Source organism: Pseudonocardia sp. ICBG1293 (assembly GCF_020131355.1).
In the GTDB taxonomy this organism is placed as follows: Bacteria; Actinomycetota; Actinomycetes; order Mycobacteriales; family Pseudonocardiaceae; genus Pseudonocardia.
On record NZ_JAHLEL010000054.1, the window covers coordinates 227166 to 249043 of the forward strand.

General features: G+C 75.0%; 22 protein-coding genes. 8 read left to right on the forward strand and 14 right to left on the reverse strand.

Features of this window, described 5'->3' with window-relative positions:
• Window positions 1-10 precede the first annotated feature (10 nt).
• Complete coding sequence (locus tag KPF47_RS31815; RefSeq protein ID WP_224392450.1) at window positions 11-820, forward strand: alpha/beta fold hydrolase; 810 nt, start codon at window positions 11-13, stop codon at window positions 818-820.
• 40 nt (window positions 821-860) lie between these two features.
• Here the strand turns inward: KPF47_RS31815 and KPF47_RS31820 are convergent, their stop codons facing one another.
• From KPF47_RS31820 to KPF47_RS31855, 8 genes are all read right to left on the reverse strand, one after another.
• Complete coding sequence (locus tag KPF47_RS31820) at window positions 861-1796, reverse strand: helix-turn-helix domain-containing protein (protein ID WP_224392451.1); 936 nt, start codon at window positions 1794-1796, stop codon at window positions 861-863.
• A gap of 22 nt (window positions 1797-1818) precedes the next feature.
• Entirely contained in the window at window positions 1819-2289 is a 471-nt protein-coding gene (locus KPF47_RS31825; protein ID WP_224392452.1) for a CBS domain-containing protein, read from the reverse strand.
• Complete coding sequence (locus KPF47_RS31830; RefSeq protein ID WP_224392453.1) at window positions 2286-3260, reverse strand: NAD(P)/FAD-dependent oxidoreductase; 975 nt, start codon at window positions 3258-3260, stop codon at window positions 2286-2288. The genes KPF47_RS31825 and KPF47_RS31830 overlap by 4 nt, the downstream gene beginning before the upstream one ends.
• Window positions 3257-3571 (reverse strand): ferredoxin, encoded by a 315-nt coding sequence (gene fdxA, locus KPF47_RS31835; protein ID WP_224392454.1) that lies wholly within the window; start codon window positions 3569-3571, stop codon window positions 3257-3259. Before fdxA ends, KPF47_RS31830 begins: the two co-directional genes overlap by 4 nt.
• 80 nt (window positions 3572-3651) lie before the next feature.
• Window positions 3652-5805: a molybdopterin-dependent oxidoreductase gene (locus KPF47_RS31840; RefSeq protein WP_224392455.1), complete on the reverse strand. Its 2154-nt coding sequence runs from the start codon at window positions 5803-5805 to the stop codon at window positions 3652-3654.
• Between the two features lie 127 nt (window positions 5806-5932).
• Window positions 5933-6778 (reverse strand): 3-hydroxybutyryl-CoA dehydrogenase, encoded by an 846-nt coding sequence (locus KPF47_RS31845; protein WP_224392456.1) that lies wholly within the window; start codon window positions 6776-6778, stop codon window positions 5933-5935.
• 164 nt (window positions 6779-6942) lie between these two features.
• A complete protein-coding gene (locus KPF47_RS31850; protein WP_224392457.1) occupies window positions 6943-8826 on the reverse strand; it encodes a lipopolysaccharide biosynthesis protein in 1884 nt (627 codons plus the stop codon).
• Window positions 8827-8875: 49 nt separating this feature from the next.
• A complete protein-coding gene (locus KPF47_RS31855) occupies window positions 8876-10066 on the reverse strand; it encodes a hypothetical protein (RefSeq protein ID WP_224392458.1) in 1191 nt (396 codons plus the stop codon).
• A gap of 178 nt (window positions 10067-10244) precedes the next feature.
• Between KPF47_RS31855 and KPF47_RS31860 the strand changes: the two genes are divergently transcribed.
• The gene (locus KPF47_RS31860) at window positions 10245-11474 is read left to right on the forward strand and encodes an amidohydrolase (protein ID WP_224392459.1); all 1230 of its coding nucleotides are present in this window, start codon (window positions 10245-10247) and stop codon (window positions 11472-11474) included.
• 5 nt (window positions 11475-11479) lie between these two features.
• Here KPF47_RS31860 and KPF47_RS31865 read toward each other — a convergent pair whose 3' ends face one another.
• Together KPF47_RS31865 and KPF47_RS31870 are read right to left on the reverse strand one after the other, a co-directional pair.
• On the reverse strand, window positions 11480-12379 hold the full coding sequence (locus KPF47_RS31865) for a serine hydrolase (RefSeq protein ID WP_224392460.1): 900 nt from the start codon (window positions 12377-12379) through the stop codon (window positions 11480-11482).
• Complete coding sequence (locus tag KPF47_RS31870; RefSeq protein WP_224392461.1) at window positions 12376-13245, reverse strand: LysR family transcriptional regulator; 870 nt, start codon at window positions 13243-13245, stop codon at window positions 12376-12378. Before KPF47_RS31870 ends, KPF47_RS31865 begins: the two co-directional genes overlap by 4 nt.
• 84 nt (window positions 13246-13329) lie before the next feature.
• Between KPF47_RS31870 and bla the strand changes: the two genes are divergently transcribed.
• The gene (gene bla, locus KPF47_RS31875) at window positions 13330-14235 is read left to right on the forward strand and encodes a class A beta-lactamase (RefSeq protein ID WP_224392462.1); all 906 of its coding nucleotides are present in this window, start codon (window positions 13330-13332) and stop codon (window positions 14233-14235) included.
• A gap of 106 nt (window positions 14236-14341) precedes the next feature.
• Here bla and KPF47_RS31880 read toward each other — a convergent pair whose 3' ends face one another.
• Window positions 14342-15148, reverse strand: coding sequence for a GDSL-type esterase/lipase family protein (locus KPF47_RS31880; RefSeq protein WP_224392463.1), 807 nt, complete (start codon window positions 15146-15148; stop codon window positions 14342-14344).
• Window positions 15149-15474: 326 nt separating this feature from the next.
• Between KPF47_RS31880 and KPF47_RS31885 the strand changes: the two genes are divergently transcribed.
• Complete coding sequence (locus tag KPF47_RS31885; RefSeq protein ID WP_224392464.1) at window positions 15475-16656, forward strand: DUF418 domain-containing protein; 1182 nt, start codon at window positions 15475-15477, stop codon at window positions 16654-16656.
• A gap of 227 nt (window positions 16657-16883) precedes the next feature.
• Here KPF47_RS31885 and KPF47_RS31890 read toward each other — a convergent pair whose 3' ends face one another.
• A complete protein-coding gene (locus KPF47_RS31890; protein ID WP_224392465.1) occupies window positions 16884-17486 on the reverse strand; it encodes a TetR/AcrR family transcriptional regulator in 603 nt (200 codons plus the stop codon).
• Window positions 17487-17581: 95 nt separating this feature from the next.
• Between KPF47_RS31890 and KPF47_RS31895 the strand changes: the two genes are divergently transcribed.
• The gene (locus KPF47_RS31895; protein WP_224392466.1) at window positions 17582-18313 is read left to right on the forward strand and encodes an SDR family NAD(P)-dependent oxidoreductase; all 732 of its coding nucleotides are present in this window, start codon (window positions 17582-17584) and stop codon (window positions 18311-18313) included.
• A 109-nt stretch (window positions 18314-18422) separates the two neighbouring features.
• Here the strand turns inward: KPF47_RS31895 and KPF47_RS31900 are convergent, their stop codons facing one another.
• Window positions 18423-19016, reverse strand: coding sequence for a TetR/AcrR family transcriptional regulator (locus KPF47_RS31900; protein ID WP_224392467.1), 594 nt, complete (start codon window positions 19014-19016; stop codon window positions 18423-18425).
• A gap of 129 nt (window positions 19017-19145) precedes the next feature.
• On the opposite strand from KPF47_RS31900, the gene KPF47_RS31905 reads away from it, so the two are divergent.
• The 3 genes from KPF47_RS31905 (at window position 19146) to KPF47_RS31915 (ending at window position 21472) form a co-directional block, all read left to right on the forward strand.
• Window positions 19146-19895: an SDR family oxidoreductase gene (locus tag KPF47_RS31905; RefSeq protein ID WP_224392468.1), complete on the forward strand. Its 750-nt coding sequence runs from the start codon at window positions 19146-19148 to the stop codon at window positions 19893-19895.
• 41 nt (window positions 19896-19936) lie between these two features.
• Entirely contained in the window at window positions 19937-20830 is an 894-nt protein-coding gene (locus KPF47_RS31910; RefSeq protein ID WP_224392469.1) for an SDR family NAD(P)-dependent oxidoreductase, read from the forward strand.
• 354 nt (window positions 20831-21184) lie between these two features.
• On the forward strand, window positions 21185-21472 hold the full coding sequence (locus KPF47_RS31915) for a DUF1540 domain-containing protein (RefSeq protein ID WP_224392470.1): 288 nt from the start codon (window positions 21185-21187) through the stop codon (window positions 21470-21472).
• Here the strand turns inward: KPF47_RS31915 and KPF47_RS31920 are convergent.
• Window positions 21457-21873 (reverse strand): hypothetical protein, encoded by a 417-nt coding sequence (locus tag KPF47_RS31920; protein WP_224392471.1) that lies wholly within the window; start codon window positions 21871-21873, stop codon window positions 21457-21459. The two genes, KPF47_RS31915 and KPF47_RS31920, sit on opposite strands and share 16 nt — an antisense overlap.
• Between the last annotated feature and the right edge of the window lie 5 nt (window positions 21874-21878).

Sequence of the window (21878 nt, forward strand, 5' to 3'; positions counted from 1 at the left end):
GAGACCCACCGTGCCCCGCATCCCCGTGTCCACCGGCGTCGAGCTGAACTACGAGATCGCAGGCGACGGCGACCCACTTCTCATGATCATGGGAACGTCCGGGGCGATCCCGCTCTGGGGCGAGCTCGCGCAGCGGCTCGCCCAGACCCACCGGGTCATCACCGTCGACAACCGGGGCCTGGGCGGCAGCGACCGCGGCGCCGGACCGATCACGGTCGGGTCGACGGCCGCCGACACCGCCGCGCTGCTCGACGCCCTGGAGATCCCGCGGGCACACCTGCTGGGCTGGTCGCTGGGGTCCGCGGTCGCGCAGGAGATGGCGCTGGCCCGCCCCGGGCAGGTCGCCTCGCAGGTCCTCTACGGCACCTGGGGTCGCACCGACGGCTTCCAGCGCGCGGTGCTGACCGCGCTGCGCCTGCCCTACGTCCACCGCGACATGGAGTCCGCGCTGGCCGCGTCCGGGCTCGCGTTCTCCCCGCAGGCACTCGACGACCCGGACGTCGGCGCGCTGCTGGAGGCGCTGCTGCCGGCGTTCCCGCAGAACGAGGCGCAGATGCAGGTGACCGTCGAGCAGTGGGACGCCGATCTCGTGCACGACACCCTCGACCGCCTGGACGCGATCACCGCGCCGACGCTGGTCGTGGTCGGCGAGCAGGACCTGCTGACCCCGCACTGGCAGTCCCGCGCGGTGGCCGAGCGCATCCCGGGCGCCCGGTTCGAGCTGGTCACCGGGCCCGGATCCAGTCACTGCATGCATCTGGAGCGCGCCGAGGACCTGACCAAGATCGTGACCGGGTTCCTGGGCGAGCAGCGGATCTGACCGGGCCGGGCCGCGCGGGCTCCGGCGCCCCGCGGCCCGGTCAGGACTCCCGGTGCGCCTTCGGGGACCGCCCGAACCGGGACCGGAAGGCCCGGCTGAACGCGGCCGGGTCCGGCATCCCCCAGCGGGCGCCGACCGCGCCGACCCCGACGTGGGCGAGCTCGGGGCGGCGCAGATCGGTCCACGCGCCCTGCAGGCGTTCCTCGCGGATGGCCCCCGCCACCGTGGTGCCCTCCTCGGCGAACAGCTTGTGCAGGTAGCTCACCGAGATCGCGCAGGCCGCCGCGACGCCCGCCGGATCCAGGTCACGGTCGGCGATGTGCTCGCGGATGTGTCCGCGGGCCCGCGCGACGTGCAGGTTCTCCGGCGCCGCGGTGGGGACGGTGCTGCGGACGAGCGCGACGAACACGTCCCCGATGGTGCGCGCGACGGCGTCCTGCGCGGCCGCGGGGACGTCGTCGCCGATCGCCCGGTCCAGCGAGGACAGCAGCGGCGGGAGCATCGCCCCGACACCGCGACGGCCGTCGAGGGCGATCGCGGTGGCCTCGGCCATCTCCGCCCGGGACAGCGGCAACGCGCTCTTGGGGTGCAGGCAGACCTGGTACTCGAAGCTGTCGGTGGTGACGAAGGTGAACGGCCTGCTGCTGTCGTAGATCACGAACTCGCCGGGGCCGATCACCGCCTCCCGTCCGTCCTGCGCGACGAGTGTGCGGCCACGGCGGGCCAGCGCGATCTGCAGATAGTCCTCGTCTGCGACACGAACCTGGCGTATCGTCCTGTCGAAGCGGTGCGGAACCGAGGAGATCCGCCGCAGATGCGTGCCGGCCACCGACGAGGCGGTGACCCGTCCGGAGACCAACCCGGTGGTGGACGGTGTCACGTCCAGCGCGACGAACTGGTCGCAGACCGTGGCGCGCCAGAAGTCCAGCCGGTCGGTCTCGGCCACGGTGGTGGTGTCGATCGTGACCAATGCCATACCCGAGCATCGCACGTGGACGTCACGAACGTGTTGCTCCGATGTGAGGACGTCGTCGCGCGGCACGGTCGGCCGCCCGGGCCCGTACCCCCTCGTCGGTGCAGAAGCCGGCCCCGGACCGCTTGAGGCAGAGCAGGCCGAGCAGCCGGCCGTGCCCGTCGACGACGGCGAGCCGCCTGCGCCCCTCGGCCCGCATCCGGTCGCGCGTCGCGGCAGCCCACGCGGTGGGGTCGACGGTGCGCCCGGCCAGGGTGCCGAGCCAGCGGACCGGCGCCGCGGCGGGACGGCCGGCGAGGTCGCCACGCTCCACCACGGCCAGCAGCACGCCCCGGTCGACGACCAGCAGCGCGTGCACGTGGTCGTCGCGGAACACCTCCCGGGCCTGGTGCACCGTGGTGGTGCGCCCGCACGTCCGCGGGTGCGCGATCATCGCCTCGCCGGTGCTGCCGGTGGCCCACCCCGTCCCGGGACGCTCGGGCGCCGGGCCGGTCATGCCGCGTCGCTCGAGTGGCCGGGCACCACCGGGAGGTCGGGGCGCACCAGCGGGACGAGGTTGTTGACCGCGAGGGCGGCCTCGCCGAACCCGACCGAGATCAGCCGGACCTTGCCGTCGAAGTCGGTGATGTCCCCGGCCGCGAACACCCGGGACAGGGTCGTGCGCATCGACCGGTCGACGGCGATGTGCCGGCGGCTCATCCCGATGCCCCAGCTCGACAGCGCGGCCAGGTCGGCCTTGAAACCGAGCGCGGCGACGAGCTCGTCGACCTTCAGCGTCTCGACGCCGTCCGGCCCGGCCACGTCGACCTCGGCCACCCGCTCCTCGCCGCGGACGTCGGCGACCTCGTACGGGGTCAGGATCCGGACCGTCGACGCGCGCAGCTCGGTCACGCTGCGCTCGTGGGCGCGGAAGGCGTCGCGGCGGTGCACCACGGTCACCGACGCGGCGATCGGCTCCAGGCAGAGCGCCCAGTCGACCGCGGAGTCCCCGCCGCCGACGATCAGCACGTCGCGGCCGGCCAGCTCGGCCGGACGCGGCACCGCGTAGCGCAGCCCGCGACCGGCGTAGTCGCCACCGGCGGGCAGCGGGCGCGGGGTGAACCGGCCCATGCCGCCGGTGACGAGCAGCGCCCCGGCCCGGATCCGCACGCCGCGGTCGGTGGTGACGGCGACGCCGTCGTCGAACTGCTCCAGGCCGACGGCGTCGTGCCCGAGCAGGTAGGTCGGCTCGGCCAGCGCGGCCTGCTCGACGAGCGAGTCGACCAGGTCCTGCGCGCGGACCCGCGGGAAGCCCGCGACGTCGAAGACCGGCTTCTCCGGGTAGAGCACCGACATCTGCCCGCCGAGCTGGTCCAGGGCGTCGACGACGACCACGGACAGTCCGCGGAAGCCCGCGTAGTAGGTGGCGTACAGCCCGGTCGGCCCGGCGCCGACGACGACCAGGTCGGCCGTCAGCTCGCCGCTCACCGCGGTCTCCGCTGCGCGACGAGCGGGTGGTCGCCGTCGGCGGGGTCGGCGTCCTCGCCGCCGCCGGAGAAGCCCTGCTCACGCACGAACAGCGCGTTGGCCTCGACGAACGGCGCCAGGTCGGCGGGCATCTTGTGCTCCCAGTGGATGGCCTCGCTGGGGCAGGCGGGCATGCACTTCCCGCAGTCGACGCACTCGTCGGGGTGGATGTACATCATCCGCTCGCCGGGGTAGATGCAGTCGACCGGACACTCCTCCATGCAGGAGCGGTCCTGGACGTCGATGCAGGCCTCGGTGACGACGTAGGCCACGAGTTTCCTCCGATGTGGACGGTCGGGGTGGGGCACGACCCGGCCGGGCCGAGAAGGGCGATCCGGCCGGGCCGTGCGGCTCAGGCGGTCTCGACCTCGACGAGCGTGTCGGAGAACGTGGGCGCGTTGCCCAGGTCGCCGAACACGGTCGGGTTGACCGCGGCCAGGGTGGAGCCGGCCTTGGAGTTCTTGCGCCAGCCGCCCATCGGGCTCACCACCACCCCGCGGGGCACGGTGTCCTGCAGCGACGCGACGACGGTGAACTCGCCCCGGTCGTTGAACACCCGGACCGGCGCGCCCTCGGCGATGCCCCGGGAGGCGGCGTCGTCGGGGTGGACGATCAGGGTGTGCTCGTTCGCGACGCGGCGGTGGAACTCGTGGCTGCCGAAGCTGGAGTTCAGGAACGCGTGCGACTTGGGCGTGAGCAGGTTGAGCGGGTAGCGGGCGGCGAGCTCGGGGGCCGCGGCGGCGGACTCGCGCGGCGGGATGTAGTGCGGCAGCGGGTCGACCGGCTGGCCGGGCTGGTGGTCGTTGGAGCCCTGGCGGAACAGCGGGACGACGAAGTTGCCGCCGGCCGCCGCGGACGAGACGAACTCGACCTTGCCCGAGGGCGTCGGGAAGTTGCCCTCGGCGTGCGGCGCGTAGGACTCCGGCGGCGCGACGTTGAGCCGCTGCCAGCCCCGGTTCTTCAGGGACTCGACGGTGATCCCCTCCATGTGCGGGTGGGACCAGTCGAACGCCTCGGCGATCATCTCCTCGTCGGTGCGCCGGAAGACCGGGTCGTCGAAGCCCATCGCGGCGGCGAGCCTGCGGAACAGCTCGGTGTTCGGGACCGCCTCGCCCAGCGGCTCGATGGACTGGTGGTTGTAGGTCACGAACAGGTGGCCCCAGGAGAACATGATGTCGTCCTGCTCGAGCTGCGTCGTGGCCGGGAGGACGATGTCGGCGTACTCCGCGGTGTCGGTCATGAACTGCTCGGACACGACGGTGAACAGGTCCTCGCTCTCCAGACCCTTGATCAGCCGGTCCTGGTCGGGGGTGGTGACGACCGGGTTGGAGTTGTAGACCATCAGCCCCTTGATCGGCGGGCCGGCGGGCAGGTCGCCGGCGAGTGCGGCGCCGAGCCGGTACTGGTTGATGACCCGGGTGCCGGGGGTGAGCATCTCCGGGTGCATGAAGGCACCCCAGTTGACGGGGAACGCCCACAGCGGCAGCTGCAGGATGCCGCCGCCGGGCTTGCGCCAGGCGCCGACGAGGCCGGGCAGGCAGGACAGCGCGCGCACGGTCTGGCCGCCGCCCGCGTGCCGCTCGACGGCGACCCCGATCCGGATGACCGAGGGCTGGGCGCCGGCGTACTCGCGGGCGAGCACGCGGATGGTCTCGGCGGGCACGCCGGTCTCGGTCTCGGCCCACTCGGGGGTGTAGCGGGAGACGCGCTCGGCGAACTCGTCGTAGCCGACGGTGTGGTTCGCGACGTAGTCGTCGTCGGTGAGGCCCTCGGCGATGATCACGTGCGCCATGGCCAGCGCGAGCGCGCCGTCGGTGCCGGGGCGGATCGCGATGTGCTGGTCGGCGGCGGCCGCGGTGCGGCTGCGGATCGGATCGACGACCACGACCTTCGCGCCGTTCTTCTTCGCCTTCGCGATGTAGGGCCACAGGTGCAGGTTGGTGCTCATGATGTTGCACGCCCACACCAGGATGAACCGGGAGTGCACCAGGCTCTCCGGGTCCACGCCGGCCGTGTCGCCGACGGTCATGGCGTAGGCGGTGCAGGAGCCGGAGTCGCAGTAGGTGCGCTCGGCGACGGTGGCGCCCAGCTTCGCGAAGAACGGGTCGCCGACGTTGAGGCCGTTCAGGATGCCCTGGGTGCCCAGGTAGCTCACCGGCATGATCGCCTCGGGACCGTGCTCGTCGGCGATGGCCCGGAAGCGGGTGGCGATCTCGGTGACGGCCTCGTCCCAGCTGATCCGCTCGAAGCGACCGCTGCCCTTGGGGCCGGTCCTGCGCAGCGGGAACAGCACCCGGCCCGGGTCGTAGACGCGGTCGAGGTAGTTGTTGACCTTCACGCACAGACCGCCGTTGGTGTACGGGTGGTCCGGGTCGCCGACGACCGAGGTCGCCGTCCCCTCGCCGTCGACGGTCACCAGCATCGCGCAGGTGTCCGGACAGTCCTGCGGGCAGGCGGCCTTGACGACCTTCTGCGTCGTGGCCGGGGCCTCGTGCGTCGCGGTCATGGGTGCTCCTCGCCTCGTGGTGGGATGGCGTCGCCCACGAGACTGGTCGCCCGCCACGCGCCGGTCTTGGCACCGGGAGCACTGACGTTGTCCCGGGGAGCACAATCGCGATCCCCGGGACGCCCGGTCAGGCGTAGGTGTGGAAGCCGCGTCCGGTCTTCTTGCCGAGCAGGCCGGCGTCGACCATGCGGGCCAGCAGCGGCGGCGGCGCGTACAGCGGCTCCTTGAACTCCGCGTACATCGACTCCGCGACGGCCTGCACGGTGTCCAGCCCGATCAGGTCGGACAGCGCGAGCGGCCCCTGCGGGTGCGCGCAGCCGCGGACCAGGCCCTCGTCGATGTCCTCGGCGGTCGCGAAACCGGACTCCATCATCCGGATCGCCGAGAGCAGGAACGGCACCAGCAGCGCGTTGACCACGAACCCGGCGCGGTCCTGGCAGTCGATGGCCTTCTTGCCCAGGCCGTCCTCGACGAAGGTCCGCGACCGGGTCAGGGTGTCCTCGGAGGTCATCAGGCTCGGCACGAGCTCGACCAGCGACAGCACCGGCACCGGGTTGAAGAAGTGGATGCCGACGACCTGCTCGGGCCGCTTCGTCGCCACCGCCAGCTTCATGATCGGGATCGACGACGTGTTCGACGCCAGCACCGCACCGGTGTCGGTGACGATCCGGTCCAGCTCCCGGAACACCCCGGTCTTGAGTGCCTCGTCCTCGGCGATCGCCTCGACCACGAGCTCCCGGTCGGCCAGCGCGTCCAGCCCCTCGACCACCTCGAGGCGGGCCAGGACCTCCTCGGCCGAGTCGATGCGGCCGCGCTTCTCGGCGCGGGCCAGCGACGACTCCAGCCGTGCCCGACCCGCCTCCACCGCCGCGGCGGAGGTCTCGACGACCCGCACCCCGTACCCGGCGCGTGCCGCGACCTCCGCGATCCCGGACCCCATCTGACCGCAGCCGACGACGCCTACCCGCTCCATGAGCACCTCGTTCACTCTGCGCGCCCCGGGATCTCCGGGGCGCGGTCGAAGGGTCGAGACTTCCGTCGCCGGGGGGCGGGACACAACCCGGCGCGACGGCGGGTGCCCGGCCTCACTCCGCGGCGCGGCCCGTGGCGCTGCGTCGGCACGGCACCCGGCCCGGCTCAGGAACGGTCGGCGGGGTGCCCCACGGCGCGGGGCGCGTCCCCACGGCCGACCGCGGGCAGCTGCACGGTGGCGTCGTCGGGGAGACGGCGGGGACCTCCGGGCACGGCACCCGGCCGGCCGGGGGCCGTGCCCGAGGCCGTTCCCGGCCCGGCAGCGGTGTCCGGGGCCGGCCCGCCGGTGGCGTCCGGGGCCGCGGGGCCCGCCGGCGCGGCCGACCCGGCACCGGGCCCGTCCGTCCCGTCGGGTCCGGCGGCTCCGTCGGGTCCGGCGGTTCCGTCGGGTCCGGCGGCTCCGGCGGCGCGGTCCGGAGCCGGGCCGCGCGGCGGTCCCCCGCCCCCGCGCAGGCTCCGCACCACGGCCAGCTCGGCGGCGAACCGGCGGCGCAGCACGACCAGCGTCCCGATCGAGGCGACACCGCAGGCCAGGGTCGCCGCGGCCAGGGTCAGCAGGTCGATCCCGAGCGGGCGCACCAGCGTCGCCACCCCCCAGGTCGCGACGACGGTCAGCACCAGCGCGGGGAGGTGCTCGACGTACATCCGCAGCACCGCCCCCATCAGGCCGGGCGAGACCCGCGCGGAGAACTGCAGCATCACCAGGAAGTGGATGACGATCGCCAGCGACGCCCCGGCCGCGACGCCGACCAGGCCCCACAGCAGCCCGCCGGTCACGGTGAGCACGACGACGTAGCCGGCGTAGAGCCACTGCCGCCAGGCCGCCCGGTAGACGGCGCCGGTGGCCCGGGTCAGCGAGGTGCTGATCTTGTACGAGGTGCGCGGCAGCAGGACCAGGGCGAACAGCTGCACCAGCGGCACGACGGCGTCCCACTGCGGGCCGAGCAGCACCCGGACGACCTCCGGGGCGAGCACGCACAGCAGCACCGCGGCCGGGGCGGTGACCAGCGCGACCAGGCTCGCGCTGCGGACGTAGGCGGCGCGCAGGCGGGGGCCGTCGTCGCGGACCCGGGCCATCGCCGGGAACAGCGCCTTGTCCGCGGCACCGCCGATGATGTTCGCGGGTTCGGAGAGCAGGTTGTAGGCACGGCCGTAGACACCCAGCGGCCCGGTCCCGAGCGCGTTGGCGACCACGAGCTTGTCGGCGTTGAGCGCGAACCAGTTCCCCAGCTGGGCGATGGAGAACCCGGCACCGTAGCCGAGCAGCGGCCGCAGCCGCCCCCAGCTCGCGACGGGGCCCTCCGGGCGGAACCGCGGCCGGGTCAGCACGAGGTAGCCGACGCACTTGGCGACGGCGGCGGCGATCTCGCCGAACGCGAGCGCGGCCGCGCCGAACCCGGCAGCGGCCAGCGCGACGCTCACCCCGATCAGCGCCGGGCCCGCGGCGAGCAGGTCGACCGTCGCCATCGAGCGGAACCGCAGGTCGCGTTGCAGCATGCCGAGCGGGGTGGCCGAGGCGCCGGCGAACAGCAGCGCGATCGACAGCAGCGGCAGCAACGCGGAGTCCGCCGGGAGCCCGACGAGTGGACTGATCACCGGGGAGCCGAGTGCCAGCACCGCCGCGAACACCGCGGCGACCAGCACCGAGAACCAGAACGCCGCGGTCACGTCCCGCTCGTCGAGGTCCTTGCGGTGCACCAGGGACGCGGCGACGCCGAGCTGGGTCACCAGCTGGGTCAGGCCGACGATCAGCAACGCGGCCGCCGCCGCACCGAACTCGTCCGGGGTGAGCAGCCGGGCCAGCGCGACGGTCGCGCCGATCTGCAGCACCGCCTGGCCGACGGTGCCGGTGAACGCCCACGCGAACCCGCGTGCGGTGCGCGCGGTCAGCGACGAGCCGGGCCCGCCGGGTTCGGAGGCAGGCTCCGGGGGGACGGCCCGAAGGGGCCGGGTGGGGTCGTCGGGCAGGTCGCCGCCGGGTCCGGTCACGCGGGTCCTCCGGTCGTCGGGCGGGTCGGCGCGTCGGGGGTCCGCGCCGTCAGTGCCGCTTCCCGCGGAGTGCGGGATGCAACCGGCCGACGGTACCGAGGGCACTGAACCAGGCGAGCTGGGTGGCCCCGCTGTGCGCGGCATCGCCCCGGCGGGGCTCGGCGAGCAGCCGGGCGCGGTTCATCCCCGAGATCGCCGGGTGGAACACCGAGTTCCCGACGCCGCGGGTCAGCACCAGGTCCGGCAGCCCCTCCACCGAGGCGCGGTAGGCCGGGGGGACCCCCCGCAGGCTCCAGCAGTCCGACCAGGACGGCGGCTCGCCCGGGTAGTCGAGCACGAACTCCAGGTCCAGGACCTTCAGCCCGGCCCGCTCGTCCCACACCAGGTTGTGCGGGGACAGGTCGAGGACGAAGCGGCCGCGGTCGTGCAGGTCGCGGCAGAACCGCAGCAGCGTCCGCACGACGTCCGGACGCAGCTGCGAGAGCTCACCGGGGAGCCGGCGCACGACGTGTCGTCCGGTGTCGCCGTAGAAGGGGGTGAGCAGCCAGTTCGGGCCGTGTTCGAGCAGCTCGGGGACCTCGGGCAGGTCACCCAGGTCGAGCCGGGCGCGGAGCTCGCGGTCGTAGGCCTCGTGCGCGCCGGGGCGGAACACCTTGCACACCGACGGCCCGTGCACCGGGTGGTGGACCAGCGCGACGCGGGCGCGGAATCCGGGCGAGGTGCCACCGAGCATCCGCACGACCGGGAAGGGCATCGCGCACCGGCGGCCGAGGGCGTCGACCGGCCCGGCGATGCGGTGCAGGACGCCCGGGTCACCGAGCGCGCCGAGCAGGGCCAGCGCGTGCTCCGGCGACGACGACGCCTGCACCGGCAGGTAGCGGTCGCGCGGCGCGACGCGACGCAGCACCCGCTTCTCGGTGTAGTCCAGGACGGCGAGGACCCGGTCGGCGACCGGGCTCACGCCCGACGTCCCGACCGGGGCGACCACGTCGCAGGCCACGACCAGCGCGTACGGCGCGCCGGCCGGGACCGGGCGCGGCGACGGGGCCGGCAGCGCACCGCGGACCCGGGTGGCCTGCGCGTCGTCCAGGACGACGACGTCGAGGATCTCCAGCCCGCGGGCCACGCCCGCGACCGCCTCGTCGAGCAGGGGCGCCGCGGCCGACCGGACGACGAACACGGCCAGACCGCGCCAGCGTTCCGCCGCCGGTGCGGGCGGTCGGACCTCCTCGAGGGTCACCGACTCGTCCCGAAAGGTTGCGCCATGGGCGAATGGTAGAGGGTCCCTGAATACCGGGTTAACTCGACCGGTCCTGTGGTTGTCCCCGGGATGGCGGATCCACCGGTTCGTGTGACGGCATCAGGGGGACCTCGTCCGGCCCAGCCGCGCCCCGGTCCCGCCGCCTAGGTTCGGTCCCGTGAGCAGCACCGAACTCGCCGACCTGTACCGGGACCTGCACCGTCACCCCGAGCTGTCCTTCGCCGAGACCCGTACCGCGGGCATCGCCGCGGCCCGGCTGCGCGACGCCGGCTACGAGGTCACCGAGGGGGTCGGCCGCACCGGCGTGGTCGGCGTGCTCCGCAACGGCGACGGCCCGACGGCGTTGCTGCGCGCCGACATGGACGCCCTGCCGGTCGCCGAGGACACCGGCCTGGACTACGCCAGCACCGCGCGCGCCACCGGCCGTGACGGGGAGGAGACCGCGGTCGCGCACGCCTGCGGGCACGACATGCACGTCACGTGCCTGCTCGGCGCGGCCGCCGAGCTGGCGGCCGCCCGCGACACCTGGCGGGGCACCCTGCTGGTGGTCTTCCAGCCCGCCGAGGAGTACGGCGCCGGCGCCGACGCGATGCTCGACGACGGCCTGTTCGACCGCTGCGGCACCCCGGACGTCGTGCTGGGCCAGCACGTCGCCCCGCTCCCCGCGGGGCTGCTGGCCGTGGCCGGGGGCCCGGCGTTCGCGGGCAGCGACACCGTGCGGGTCACCCTGCACGGCTCCGGCGGGCACGGGTCCCGCCCCGAGACCACCGTCGACCCGGTGCTGCTCGCCGCCGCGACGGTGCTGCGCCTGCACACCGTCGTGCCCCGGGAGGTCGCCGCGTCCGAGACCGCCGTGCTCAGCGTGGGGATGCTGCGGGCGGGGACGAAGGAGAACGTCATCCCCGACTCCGCCGAGCTGGGCCTGACCGTGCGGTCCTACACCCCCGGCGTCCGGGACCGGGTGCTCGCCGGGGTCGAACGCACCGTGCGCGGCGAGGCCGCGGCCTCCGGGGCGCCGAGGGACCCGGAGATCCGGTTGCTCGAGTCGTTCCCGCCGGTGGTCAACGACCCCGACGCGGCCGCACGCACCCGGGCCGCGCTGGCCGCGGTCACCCCGCTCCCGGTCGTCGACCCGGGGCCGGTGACCGGCAGCGAGGACGTGGGCCGGTTCGCCGTCGCCGCGGGGGTGCCGTGCGTGTACTGGCTGCTCGGCGGGGCCGACCCGGCCGCGTTCGAGGGCGCGGGCACCGTCGCGGAGATCCGGGAGCGGACCGCGGCGCTGCCGTCGAACCACTCCCCCCGCTACGCGCCGGTGGTCGAGCCGACGCTGTCGGTCGGCGTCGCGGCGCTGGTCGCGGCGGCACGGGAGTGGTTGCCGGCAGGCTGAACGGGTCAGAGGGCCGGTGCGCGCAGCGCGTGTACCGCGACCCGCGCGGCCGCACCGATCGCCGCGTCCGCCCGCGGGACGGCGGCGTCGCTGCGTGCGGCGTGGGTGTAGACGGCGACGGCGACCGGGTGCTCCCCCGGGTAGGTCACCACCCCGACCTCGTTGCGGACCGCACCGACCGTGCCGGTCTTGCCCGCCACCCGTGCCGCCGCGGGGAACCCGGAACGCAGCCGGTGCGGCCAGATCTGGGCGCCGAGCACCCGGCGGGCGAACGCGGTGGACGCCGCCGCGGCCAGCTCCCCGCGCCACAGCCGGGTGAGCAGCGCGGTCGTGTCCGCGGCCGTGGTGGAGGATCCGTACACCGGGCTCAGTGCACGGGTCTCGACCGGGACGTCGTTGTCGGCGAGCACCCCGAACGCCGCGGCGACGTCGTCGGTGCCGGTGTCGGCGAGCAGGTCGGCGAACACGTCGTCGGTGCCGCCCCGGATGCGGGTGCCGGTCAGCCCCAGCTCGGCGGGCAGTGCGGCGACGCGGTCGCGCCCCACCCGGGTGTGCACGACGTCGGCCGCGGCGTTGTCCGACGCCGTCACCATCGAGGTGACCAGGTCGCGCCAGCTCATCGTCACCGGGTCGGCCAGCGCGGAGATCCCGGTGATCCCGGGTGTGCGCCGCACCGGGACGACGACCGGCTCCCGCGGGTCGATGCTGCCGGCGTCGACCGCCCGGCAGTACGCGACCAGCACGAAGACCTTGTAGACCGAGGCCATCACGACCGGGACGTCCGCCCCGACCCCGACCTCCCGCGCAGCGGGGCGGGCCCCGTCGCCGGTCACCGGGCGGGCGTGCAGCCAGCCGCGCACCCCCGCGTCGCGGAAGACGGCGCGGACCTCGCCCGCCGGGGTCACGCCCCCTCCCGCAGCGCCGCTGCCAGCGCACCGACCAGACCGTCCGGGACGCCGTCGCGGTGGACCACCCGGACCCGGTAGGGCACGGGCTCCCCGGCCACGGCCCGGCGGACCACTCCGTCGCCGGCCAGGCCGGGGTCGGCGGTGAGCAGGAACGCGGCACCGGTCGCGACCAGCGCCAGCGCCTCGGCCGGCGACGCGGCGTCGGCCGCGTCGGCCGGGCACCCGCGGGCGTCGAGGGTGTCCAGCAGCAGGTCGTGGGCGGCCGGGGCGTGTGCACGCGGCGCCGTGGCCAGTGCCGGGCCCCGCAGGGCCCGCAGCACGACCGGGCCCGGGCCTGCCGCGGCGGGATGGCCGGCGGGCAGCAGCAGCGCGGTCGGCAACGCGACGACCGGCCCGGCCCGCGCCGACTCCAGCACCGTCGGGTGCGCGACGACGGCGACGTCCAGCGCCCCGTCCGACACCGCGTCGACCAGCGCCACCGTGGTGGCCACGGTGGGCACGACCCGCCGGCCGGTGGCTGCCGTGGCCCGCACCGCCAGCCGGGCGGTGGTCGCGGGCCCGAGGTCGGCGACGACGCCGAGCCGCAGCACCCGGGCCGCCTCCGCGTGCCGGGCGGCGGCACGGCCGAGTGCGTCGGCGTCCTCCAGCAGGGCCCGGGCCCGGGGCAGCAGGTCGCGCCCGGCCGGCGTCGGGGACACGCCGCCGGGGCCGCGGTCGAACAGCGGGGTGCCGAGACGGGTCTCCAGGCGTCGCAGCCCCTGGGACAGCGGGGGCTGGGTCATGCCCAGCCGGGCGGCCGCCCGCCCGAAGTGCCGCTCCTCGGCGACGGCGACGAAGAACGTCAGGTGCCGTAGCAGGTCCACCGGCCTCGCCCCATATCGAATGGCTATCACACGCAAAGGTCGATCATATTCGCGCTATCGACGCGGATGCGACACGGTGCGTCCATGACGATCACCCGCCGCTCCCTGCTCCTGGCCGGCGCCGCGCTCGGCGGAGCCGCCCTGACCGGTTGCGCACCGGCCGCGCCGGCGCCGCCCGCCCCGGCCGCCGGGGCGGGCGGGAGCGCGCCGATCCCCGCCCTGGCCGACGTCGAGCGCGAGTACGGCCGCACGATCGGGGTGCACGTGCTCGACACCGGCACCGGTGCGGCGGCCGGGCACCGCGACGGCGAGCGGTTCCTGATGTGCTCGGTGACCAAGGCGCTGATGGCGGGGTTCGTGCTGCACCGCTCGCTGTCCGACCCCGGGCTGCTCGACCGTCGGGTCCGCTGGGAGCGCTCGGACCTGCTGGAGTACGCGCCCGTCACGACCCGGAACCTGGCGGTGGGGATGACGGTGGCGCAGCTGTGCGAGGCCGCCGTCACCGTCTCGGACAACACCGCGCACAACCTGCTGCTGCGCGAGGTCGGGTCCCCCGCAGAGCTGACCGCGTGGCTGCGCACCACCGGCGACGCCGTCACCCGCTCCGACCGTGCCGAGACCGCGCTGAACGACCGCGACGGCGAGCGCGACACCTCGACCCCGGTCGCCATGGCCTCGACCCTGCGCACCCTGGTCCTCGGCGACGCGCTCCCGGCCGCGCAGCGCGACCGGCTGGCGGGCTGGCTGCGGGCGAACACCACCGGCGACCGGCAGATCCGCGCGGCGGTCCCGGCGGGCTGGGTCGTGGGCGACAAGACCGGCTCCGGACCGCTCGGGGAGCGCAACGACTCCGGGGTGCTCTACCCGCCGGACGGCGCACCGCTGGTCCTGACCGTGTTCACCGTCCCGGCCGACCCGGCGGACAAGGAGCGCGGGGAGGCCGCCGTCGCCGCCGCGGCCCGGGCCGCCGTCGCCGCAGTGCGCGGCTGACCCGACGACGCGACCGACCCGACGACACGGCCGACCCGGGCGGACACCGGGGTCCGACGGCCGGGGCCGGACACGGGAGCGGCACCGCCGGGGCCGGGCGCGCCGGTCAGATGCGGGCCAGCACCGCCCGCAGGATCGCGACCTGCCCGATCGGGCTGGGGTGCAGGCCGTCGTCCTCCCAGAAGTCGGGCCGCACCGGCATCCGGGACAGGTCGACCGCATCCGGGTCGACCTCCAGCACGGTCGCGACCAGCCCGGGAAGATCGGCCGGGTCCCACCACTCGCCGGTCAGCTCCCGGGTGGCCGCCACGCGTCCCGGGTCCACCGGCGGCGGGACGACGAACCGCACCCGGGCGCCGCTCTCGGTCTCGATCAACAGGCGCAGGGCCCGCAGGTTGCGTGCCGTCTCGCTGATCGACACCATCCGGATCCCGGTGGTCGCACCCTCGCGGCGGATGTCGTTGCTGCCCAGCATCACCAGCACCCGGGTCGGCATCCGCGACACCAGGACCGGACCGAGTGCGAGCGCCTCGGAGCTGGTCCGCCCGGACAGCGACAGCACCTCGACCGAGGCCTCGGGCTCGAGCATCGGGACCAGCTCGGCGAGCAGCCGTGCCCAGCTGAGCCGGTCGGCGGACAGGGAGTCCCCGACCACGACGAGCCGCTCGCCGGGGCGCAGGGCCATCCGGCGCAGACCGTCGGCGACCGGCGGCTCGGACCGCAGGGCGCGCGCGGCGGCGCGGACCCGTCCGGCGAGCCCGGCGCGGACCCCGGCGACGGCCGACGGGTCCAGGCCCGCGGTCGTCGCGAGCAGCCGGTCGATCGACTCCTCCTGCACCCCGAACGCCGCGAACGCCGGCCAGGCGGTCAGGTCGGCGAACCGGATCAGCCGGCCCATCAGGTCCTCGTCCACGTCGCCTCCCGCTCCGGACACGGCCACACCGGTCCCGGACAGGATCATCGCCCACCACCGCCCGCCCGCCGCGCACGGCTCCTCCCCGGGCGTACGGCCGCTCCCGTCCCGCAGCAGGTCCGCCCCGGCCCGAGGTCGTCGTGGGCCGCCGGGCCTGCGACGGGGCCCGTGCCCCGACCGCCCCCACGTCGGTCGCCCCGTACCCGTCGCCACCTGCGCCGCGGACGGATGGGCCGGACGGCGACAAGCACTCCTCCCTCCGGAGGAACGGAGCCCACCGGAGGAACGATGTGCGGAGCCGGTCGGGCTCCCTAGCGTGCGGTCCCATGTCGAGAAGCGGTCACACCGCGGTCGGTGGGGTCTCCCCGACACCGGACTCCGAGCGACTCCTGGCGCCGGACCTGGCGCGGGGGGTGATGTTGCTGCTCATCGCCCTCGCCCACTCCCGGATGCTGCACGCGGGCGGCAACCTGCTCGCCAGGCCTGCCGGTGGCGGCCCGGTGGACGTGGCCGTGCAGTGGCTCCTGACCTCCCTCGTCGACGGGCGGGCCGCGCCCCTGTTCGGGCTGCTGTTCGGCTACGGCCTCGTACAGATGACCCGGCGCCGGACCGGCCCGGGCGGGGACCCCGCGGCCGCGCGGCGGCTGATCCGGCGGCGCGGTGCCTGGCTGGTCGTGTTCGGCATCGCCCACGTCGTCCTGCTCTACAGCGGTGACATCATCGGTTCCTACGGCGTGTTCGCCCTGCTCTTCGCCGGGGTGGTGAGCTGGTCGGGTCGACGGCTGTGGACGGTGTTCGCGGTCACCCTCGCGTTCGGGGTCGCGTCCGCCACTGCCCTGCAACAGGTCGCCGCGGACGCTCCGCTGGCCGTCGGGGCGACCCTGCTCGACAGCGCGGCGCTGCGCGCGTCCGCCCTCGCGGTGTTGCCCCTCGCCGGGTTGAGTGTCGCGCCCGCGGTACTGATCGGGGTCTGGGCCGGCCGGATGCGGCTGCTCGAGCAACCCGACCGCTACCGGCGGTTCCTGACCCGGGTCGTGCTCGTCGGCTTCCCGGTCGCGGTGCTGGGCGCGCAGCCGGTCGCGCTGCAGGCGGTGGGTGCGTGGGCCCCGGACTCGGTCGTCGTCGGAGCACTGGCCGAGGCCACGTTCTCCGCGACCGGCATCGCCGGGGGGCTGGCCTACACGGCCGCGATCGCGCTCGTGGCGGACCGCCTCGGTCGGCGCCGCGGACCGGTCACGAACGCGTTGGTCGCCTGCGGTCGCCGGTCGATGACCTTCTACATCGCGCAGTCGCCGGTCTGGTTCGTCGCCACCGAGCCGGCGTTGCTCGACCTCGGCGGGCGGCTCGGCGCCGCCACGGCTGCCGCGGTCGCCGTCGCCACGTGGGTGACCACCGTGGTCCTCGCCGCCGTCCTGGACCGGGCGGGCCGGCGCGAGCCGGCCGAGGCCGTGCTGCGCCGCCTCACCTACGGCGCCGGGCGGACCGCTCCACGCCCGAGGACGGCCTGACCCGGTCGTCGCCGCGCCACGGTGCGCGAGCACGGGGCACGCTGACGTGCACACCCCGGGCTGCGACGCCGGCGGCGTGAGCGCTGCAGCCGGTGTCCGTGGATCCGCACCGCCCCTTCACCGGTACCCCGGCGGACGCCGAGGTGCGGTCGACACGCCGGAGCCGGGTCCGACGCGGGCGCAGCGCGTCGACGACGGAGATCCGTCCCTCCCGGCGGACTGCGCGCTCAGGGCCAGCGCGGCGCGGGCCGGGGCAGTGGGTGCGCCCCGGCGGGCCGGAGTCCGTCGAAGATGATGGCCAGGTAGCGACGCCACAGGTCGGGCGCGGGGTCGGACACGTAGCCGGTCGCGTGGACCGGCGCGCAGATCAGCACCCACACGTCGGTGCCGGTGATGTCGGCGCGGACGGCACCCGCCTCACGGGCGCGGTCGACCAGCTGCTCGACGCAGCCGTGGAGCTCGTCGCGCAGGGCGGCGATCCCGGAGTCGCCCTCGGTGAGGGTCTGGAGGAAGGACAGGTCGTGGTGGGCCTGCCCACCGGCCGCGGCGGTGAGGAACTCCAGCAGCGCCGCACCCGGGTCGGGCGCGTCGGCGAGGCCCCGGGCGACGGCGGTCAGCGCCCGGAAGTGCCCGCCGACGATCGCGGCGATCAGCTCCTCCTTGGTCGCGAAGTGACGGAAGACGGTGCCCTTGGCCACGCCGGCCCGGCGGGCGATGTCGGCCATCGAGGCACCGAGGCCGTGCTCGGCGAACTCCACCTCGGCCGCGGCGAGCAGCGACGAGCGGTTGCGCGTCGCGTCGGTCCGCTCCGGGCGCCGGGACGTGGTCACGGGTCACATCCTACCGAAGTTGACCGATCGGTCATGTTGTGACTACCGTCGCCAAAGTGACCGCCTGGTCATGTTATGACGACGGGAGACCCTCGATGGAGATCAGCACGGCCACCGCACTCGTCACGGGCGCGAACCGCGGGATCGGGCGCCACTTCGCCCTCGAACTGGCCGGCCGGGGGGCGAAGGTCTACGCCACCGCACGTCGGCCCGGGCTCGTGGACGTGCCGGGCGTGGAGGTCCTGGGGCTCGACATCACCGACCAGGCCTCGGTCGAGGCGGCCGCCGCGGCCGCGGGCGACGTCGACCTCCTGATCAACAACGCCGCGTTCACCGCGGGCGGCAACCTCGTCACCGGCGACCTCGACGCGATCCGGGAGACGATGGACTCGAACTACTACGGCACGCTGGCGATGATCCGGGCGTTCGCCCCGGTCCTCGCCCGCAACGGCGGCGGCGCCGTCCTCAACGTCCTCTCCGGCGTCGCCTGGACGACCGTCGAGGGCAACACCGCCTACGCCGCGGCCAAGTCGGCCCAGTGGGGCCTGACCAACGGCGTCCGGGTGGAGCTGACGGGCCAGGGCACGCTGGTCTCCGCCCTGGTCCCGGGGCTCGTCGCGACGGACACGATGAAGGCCTTCGCCCGCGACGCCGGACTGGACCTCGGCGTCGACGTGATGACCGACCCGGCCGACCTGGTCCGGCTCGCCCTCGACGGCCTGGAGCCCGGGGAGGTCGAGATCCTCGACGGCCTGGGGGCCCGGGCCAAGGCGGCCCTCTCCGGCCCGCCACGCGCTCTCGACCTCACGGCCGTGTCGGCCACCTGAGCGGAGCGCGACGCGGCGCACTCGGCCGCGCCCCCACCCCCGGGCCGCCGACGGCCACGTCGAGGATCGGCGTCGCCGCGGTCGCCGACCTCCGGGCGACCACCCCCGGTCAGGCACCCCCGCGGGGGCGCAGACCCTCGACGAGCTGGACGACGAGCGTGTCGGTGAAGGCCTCGTCGAGGGGCTGGTCGGCGATGAGCAGGCGGTGGTAGCAGGCACCCCAGAGCTGATCGACGACCGCCTCGGGGTCCATGTCGGGACGCAGCTGGCCGCGGTCACGGGCGCGGACGAGAGCGTCGACCGCGAGCGCCCGCCGCGGCATCGAGTACCGCTCGCGGTAAGTGGCGGCGAGCTCGGGGTCCGTCTGGATCGCGCCGATCAGCTCGGCCAGGATCCGCCCGGCCGGGGTGCGGGTCGTCAGCCGGACGAAGGCCCGCAGCTGCTCGGTGAGGTCGGCGGCGATGTCGCCGGTGTCGGGGAACGCGAGAGTGTCGCGGACGGCGTCGAAATAGGCCTCGAGAGCCAGCGCCCCGCGCGAGGGCCACCACTTGTGCAGCGTCGTGCGACTCGCGCCCGCGTCCGCCGCGACCCGCTCGAACGTCATCCCGCCCAGCCCTTCGGCGAGCAGCAGCCGGCCCGCCGCCTCGAGGACCTCGCCGCGCACCTCGGCGCTGGGCCGCCGCCCCCGTCGCGTCGCCGCCATGTCCCACCTCCGCCGCGGAACTGTACGTCGTGTCCACAAAGTGCTGCACCTCACCCGTTCAGAAGTGGACACCGCGACCACATCGCTGTTGTATGTGAACAGTCCGACCACATATTCGGAGGAGCGACCATGACCGACACACCGACGACCACGACGACACGGGTGGCACTGGTGACCGGCGGATCCGGCGGCATCGGGCGGGCCACGGCCGCACGCCTCGCCGCGGACGGGATCGCCGTCGGCGTGCACTACGCCGGGAACAAGGCCAGGGCCGAGGAGGTCGTCGCCGCGATCGAGACCGCAGGCGGGCGCGCACTGGCCGTCGGCGGTGACGTCGCCGAGCCCGACGACATGGCCGCAGCCCTGGACACCGTGGAGGCGGCGTTCGGCGGGATCGACGTCGTGGTCAACACCGCCGGGGTCATGGTGCTGGGCCCGGTGGCCGAGTTCGACCTCGATGCGCTGGACCGGATGCACCGCACCAACATCCGCGGCACCGTCGTCGTCGCCCAGCAGGCCGCGCGTCGCGTCCGCGCCGGTGGGGCGATCGTGCTGTTCTCCACCTCGGTGACCCGGCTGTCGTTCCCGACCTACGGCCCCTACGTCGCCAGCAAGGGCGCGGTCGAGGCCCTGGTGCCGGTGCTCGCCCGCGAGCTGCGGGGTCGCGACATCACCGTGAACGCCGTCGCGCCCGGGCCGACCGCCACCCCGCTGTTCCTCGACGGCAAGACCGAAGAGCAGATCGAGCAGCTCGGCAGGGCCGCCCCGCTGGAGCGCCTCGGCCGGCCCGACGACATCGCCGAGACCGTCGCCCACCTCGCGGGCCCGGCCCGCTGGATCCACGGCCAGACCCTGTTCGCCAACGGCGGGCTCGCCTGAGGCGCTCCGGCGACCGCCCAGTACGAGAGACGGGAACAGTCATGATCATCGTCATCACCGGGGCCTCGAGCGGGTTCGGCGCCGCGGGCGCCCGCGCCCTCGCCGACGCCGGGCACACCGTCTACGCCGGGATCCGCGCCACGACCGGACGCAACGCGCCCGCCGTTGATGCCGCGGCCGCCTACCGTCGCGAGCACGGCGTCGACCTGCGCACCGTCGAGCTCGACGTCGCCGACCAGGCCTCCGTCGACGCCGGGATCGCCCGGATCGTCGACGAGGCAGGACACCTCGACGTCGTCGTGCACAACGCCGGGCACATGGTCCTCGGCCCGGCCGAGGCCTTCACCCCCGAGCAGCTCGCCGCCTCCTACGACGTCAACGTCCTGTCCACCCAGCGGGTCAACCGCGCCGCGCTGCCCCACCTGCGCGCCCAGGGCCACGGCCTCGTGCTCTGGGTCGGCTCCTCCAGCACCCGCGGCGGCACCCCGCCCTACCTCGCGCCCTACTTCGCGGCCAAGGCCGGCATGGACGCGCTCGCGGTCAGCTACGCCGCCGAGCTCGCCCGCTTCGGCGTCGACACCACCATCGTCGTGCCCGGATCGTTCACCACCGGAACGAACCACTTCGCCAACGCCGGGCGCGCCGCGGACACCGGGGTCGCCGAGGCCTACGAGCAGCACTACGCCGGACTCACCGACCAGGTCGGCGCCCGGCTGGCCGAGCTCGCACCACCGGACGCCGATCCCGCGGAGGTCGCCCGCGCGATGGTCCGCGTCGTCGACACCCCCGCCGGCCGGCGGCCCTTCCGCGTGCACATCGACCCCGCCGACGACGGCGCCGAGGTCGTCAACGCGGTCGGCGACCGCGTGCGCACCGAGTTCTACCGACGCGTCGGACTCGAGGACCTCCTCCGGCCGGCGCCGCTCGCCGGGTGAGCAGCACAGCCCCGCCGACCCCGGCCCCGTGCCGGGTGGAGCCGCCGAGGCCTCGCGCTCCCGAGCCCCGCTCGGGTGCGGACCCGACGGAGCCGGAGCGGAGACCGGGCGTCGCCGGCGACGGGGACGGCGACGGCCGTCGACGACCGACGGGCACCGCCGTCGACCGGTCGTCGTCGTGACCACGGCGGATCACCCGTCCGGCGGGTACGCAATGTGATCCACGCCATAGTCATGCCGGGTTTGCCCGGTCGATCACGCAGGTGAGCGGGGCAACTGAGGTGGCCCGCACCGCCGGTCAGGCGAGCCTCTGTTGTCTGGCGCACGCCGCACGATCCCGCCAACCTGGGCCCCATGACCACGGCCCAGGACATGCCCCAGGTTCAGCAGTGCTCCGCCACCAGCTGCTCCTACAACTCCGACTCCAGCTGCGGTGCGGGGGCGATCACGATCTCCGGTGAGCACGCCCACTGCGGCACCTTCGTCGAGATCTCGTTCCGCGGTGGCAGCGGCAACGGTCTCGTCGGCGCCTGTCACCGTTCGGACTGTCGGTTCAACGAGAAGCTCGAGTGCACCGCGTCCTCGGTGAACATCGGCGCCGGCTCCGACGCCGCCGACTGCCTGACCTACGAGGCCAAGTAGGCCAGCTCCTCCGCCCGGACCTCGCCCCGTTCGTCGACACGCAGCGCGCCGTCGGCGACGGCGAGGGCCGCCACGGGGTCCACGTCGTCGACGAGGACGGCGACCCCGTCCGCGGCGACGGCCCGCAGTGCGGACAGCACCGCGCTGCGGTCGTGCGCGTCGAGACCGTCGGTCAGGCGGTCGGCGAGGACCATCGCGGTGGGGCCCCGACGGGCCGCCTCCACCGAGGCCAGCCGGTCGGCCGCGGACTCGGTCGCGCGGGCCCCCAGCCTGCGCACCACGGCATCGTGCCCGTCCGCGCACCGGCCGCTCGCGTCGTCGAGCCGGTTCATCGTGCGACGACGCTGCACCGACGGTCCGAGCAGCACCGTGATGCTGCCGGTCGGCAGCCGCAGAGACATGGAAG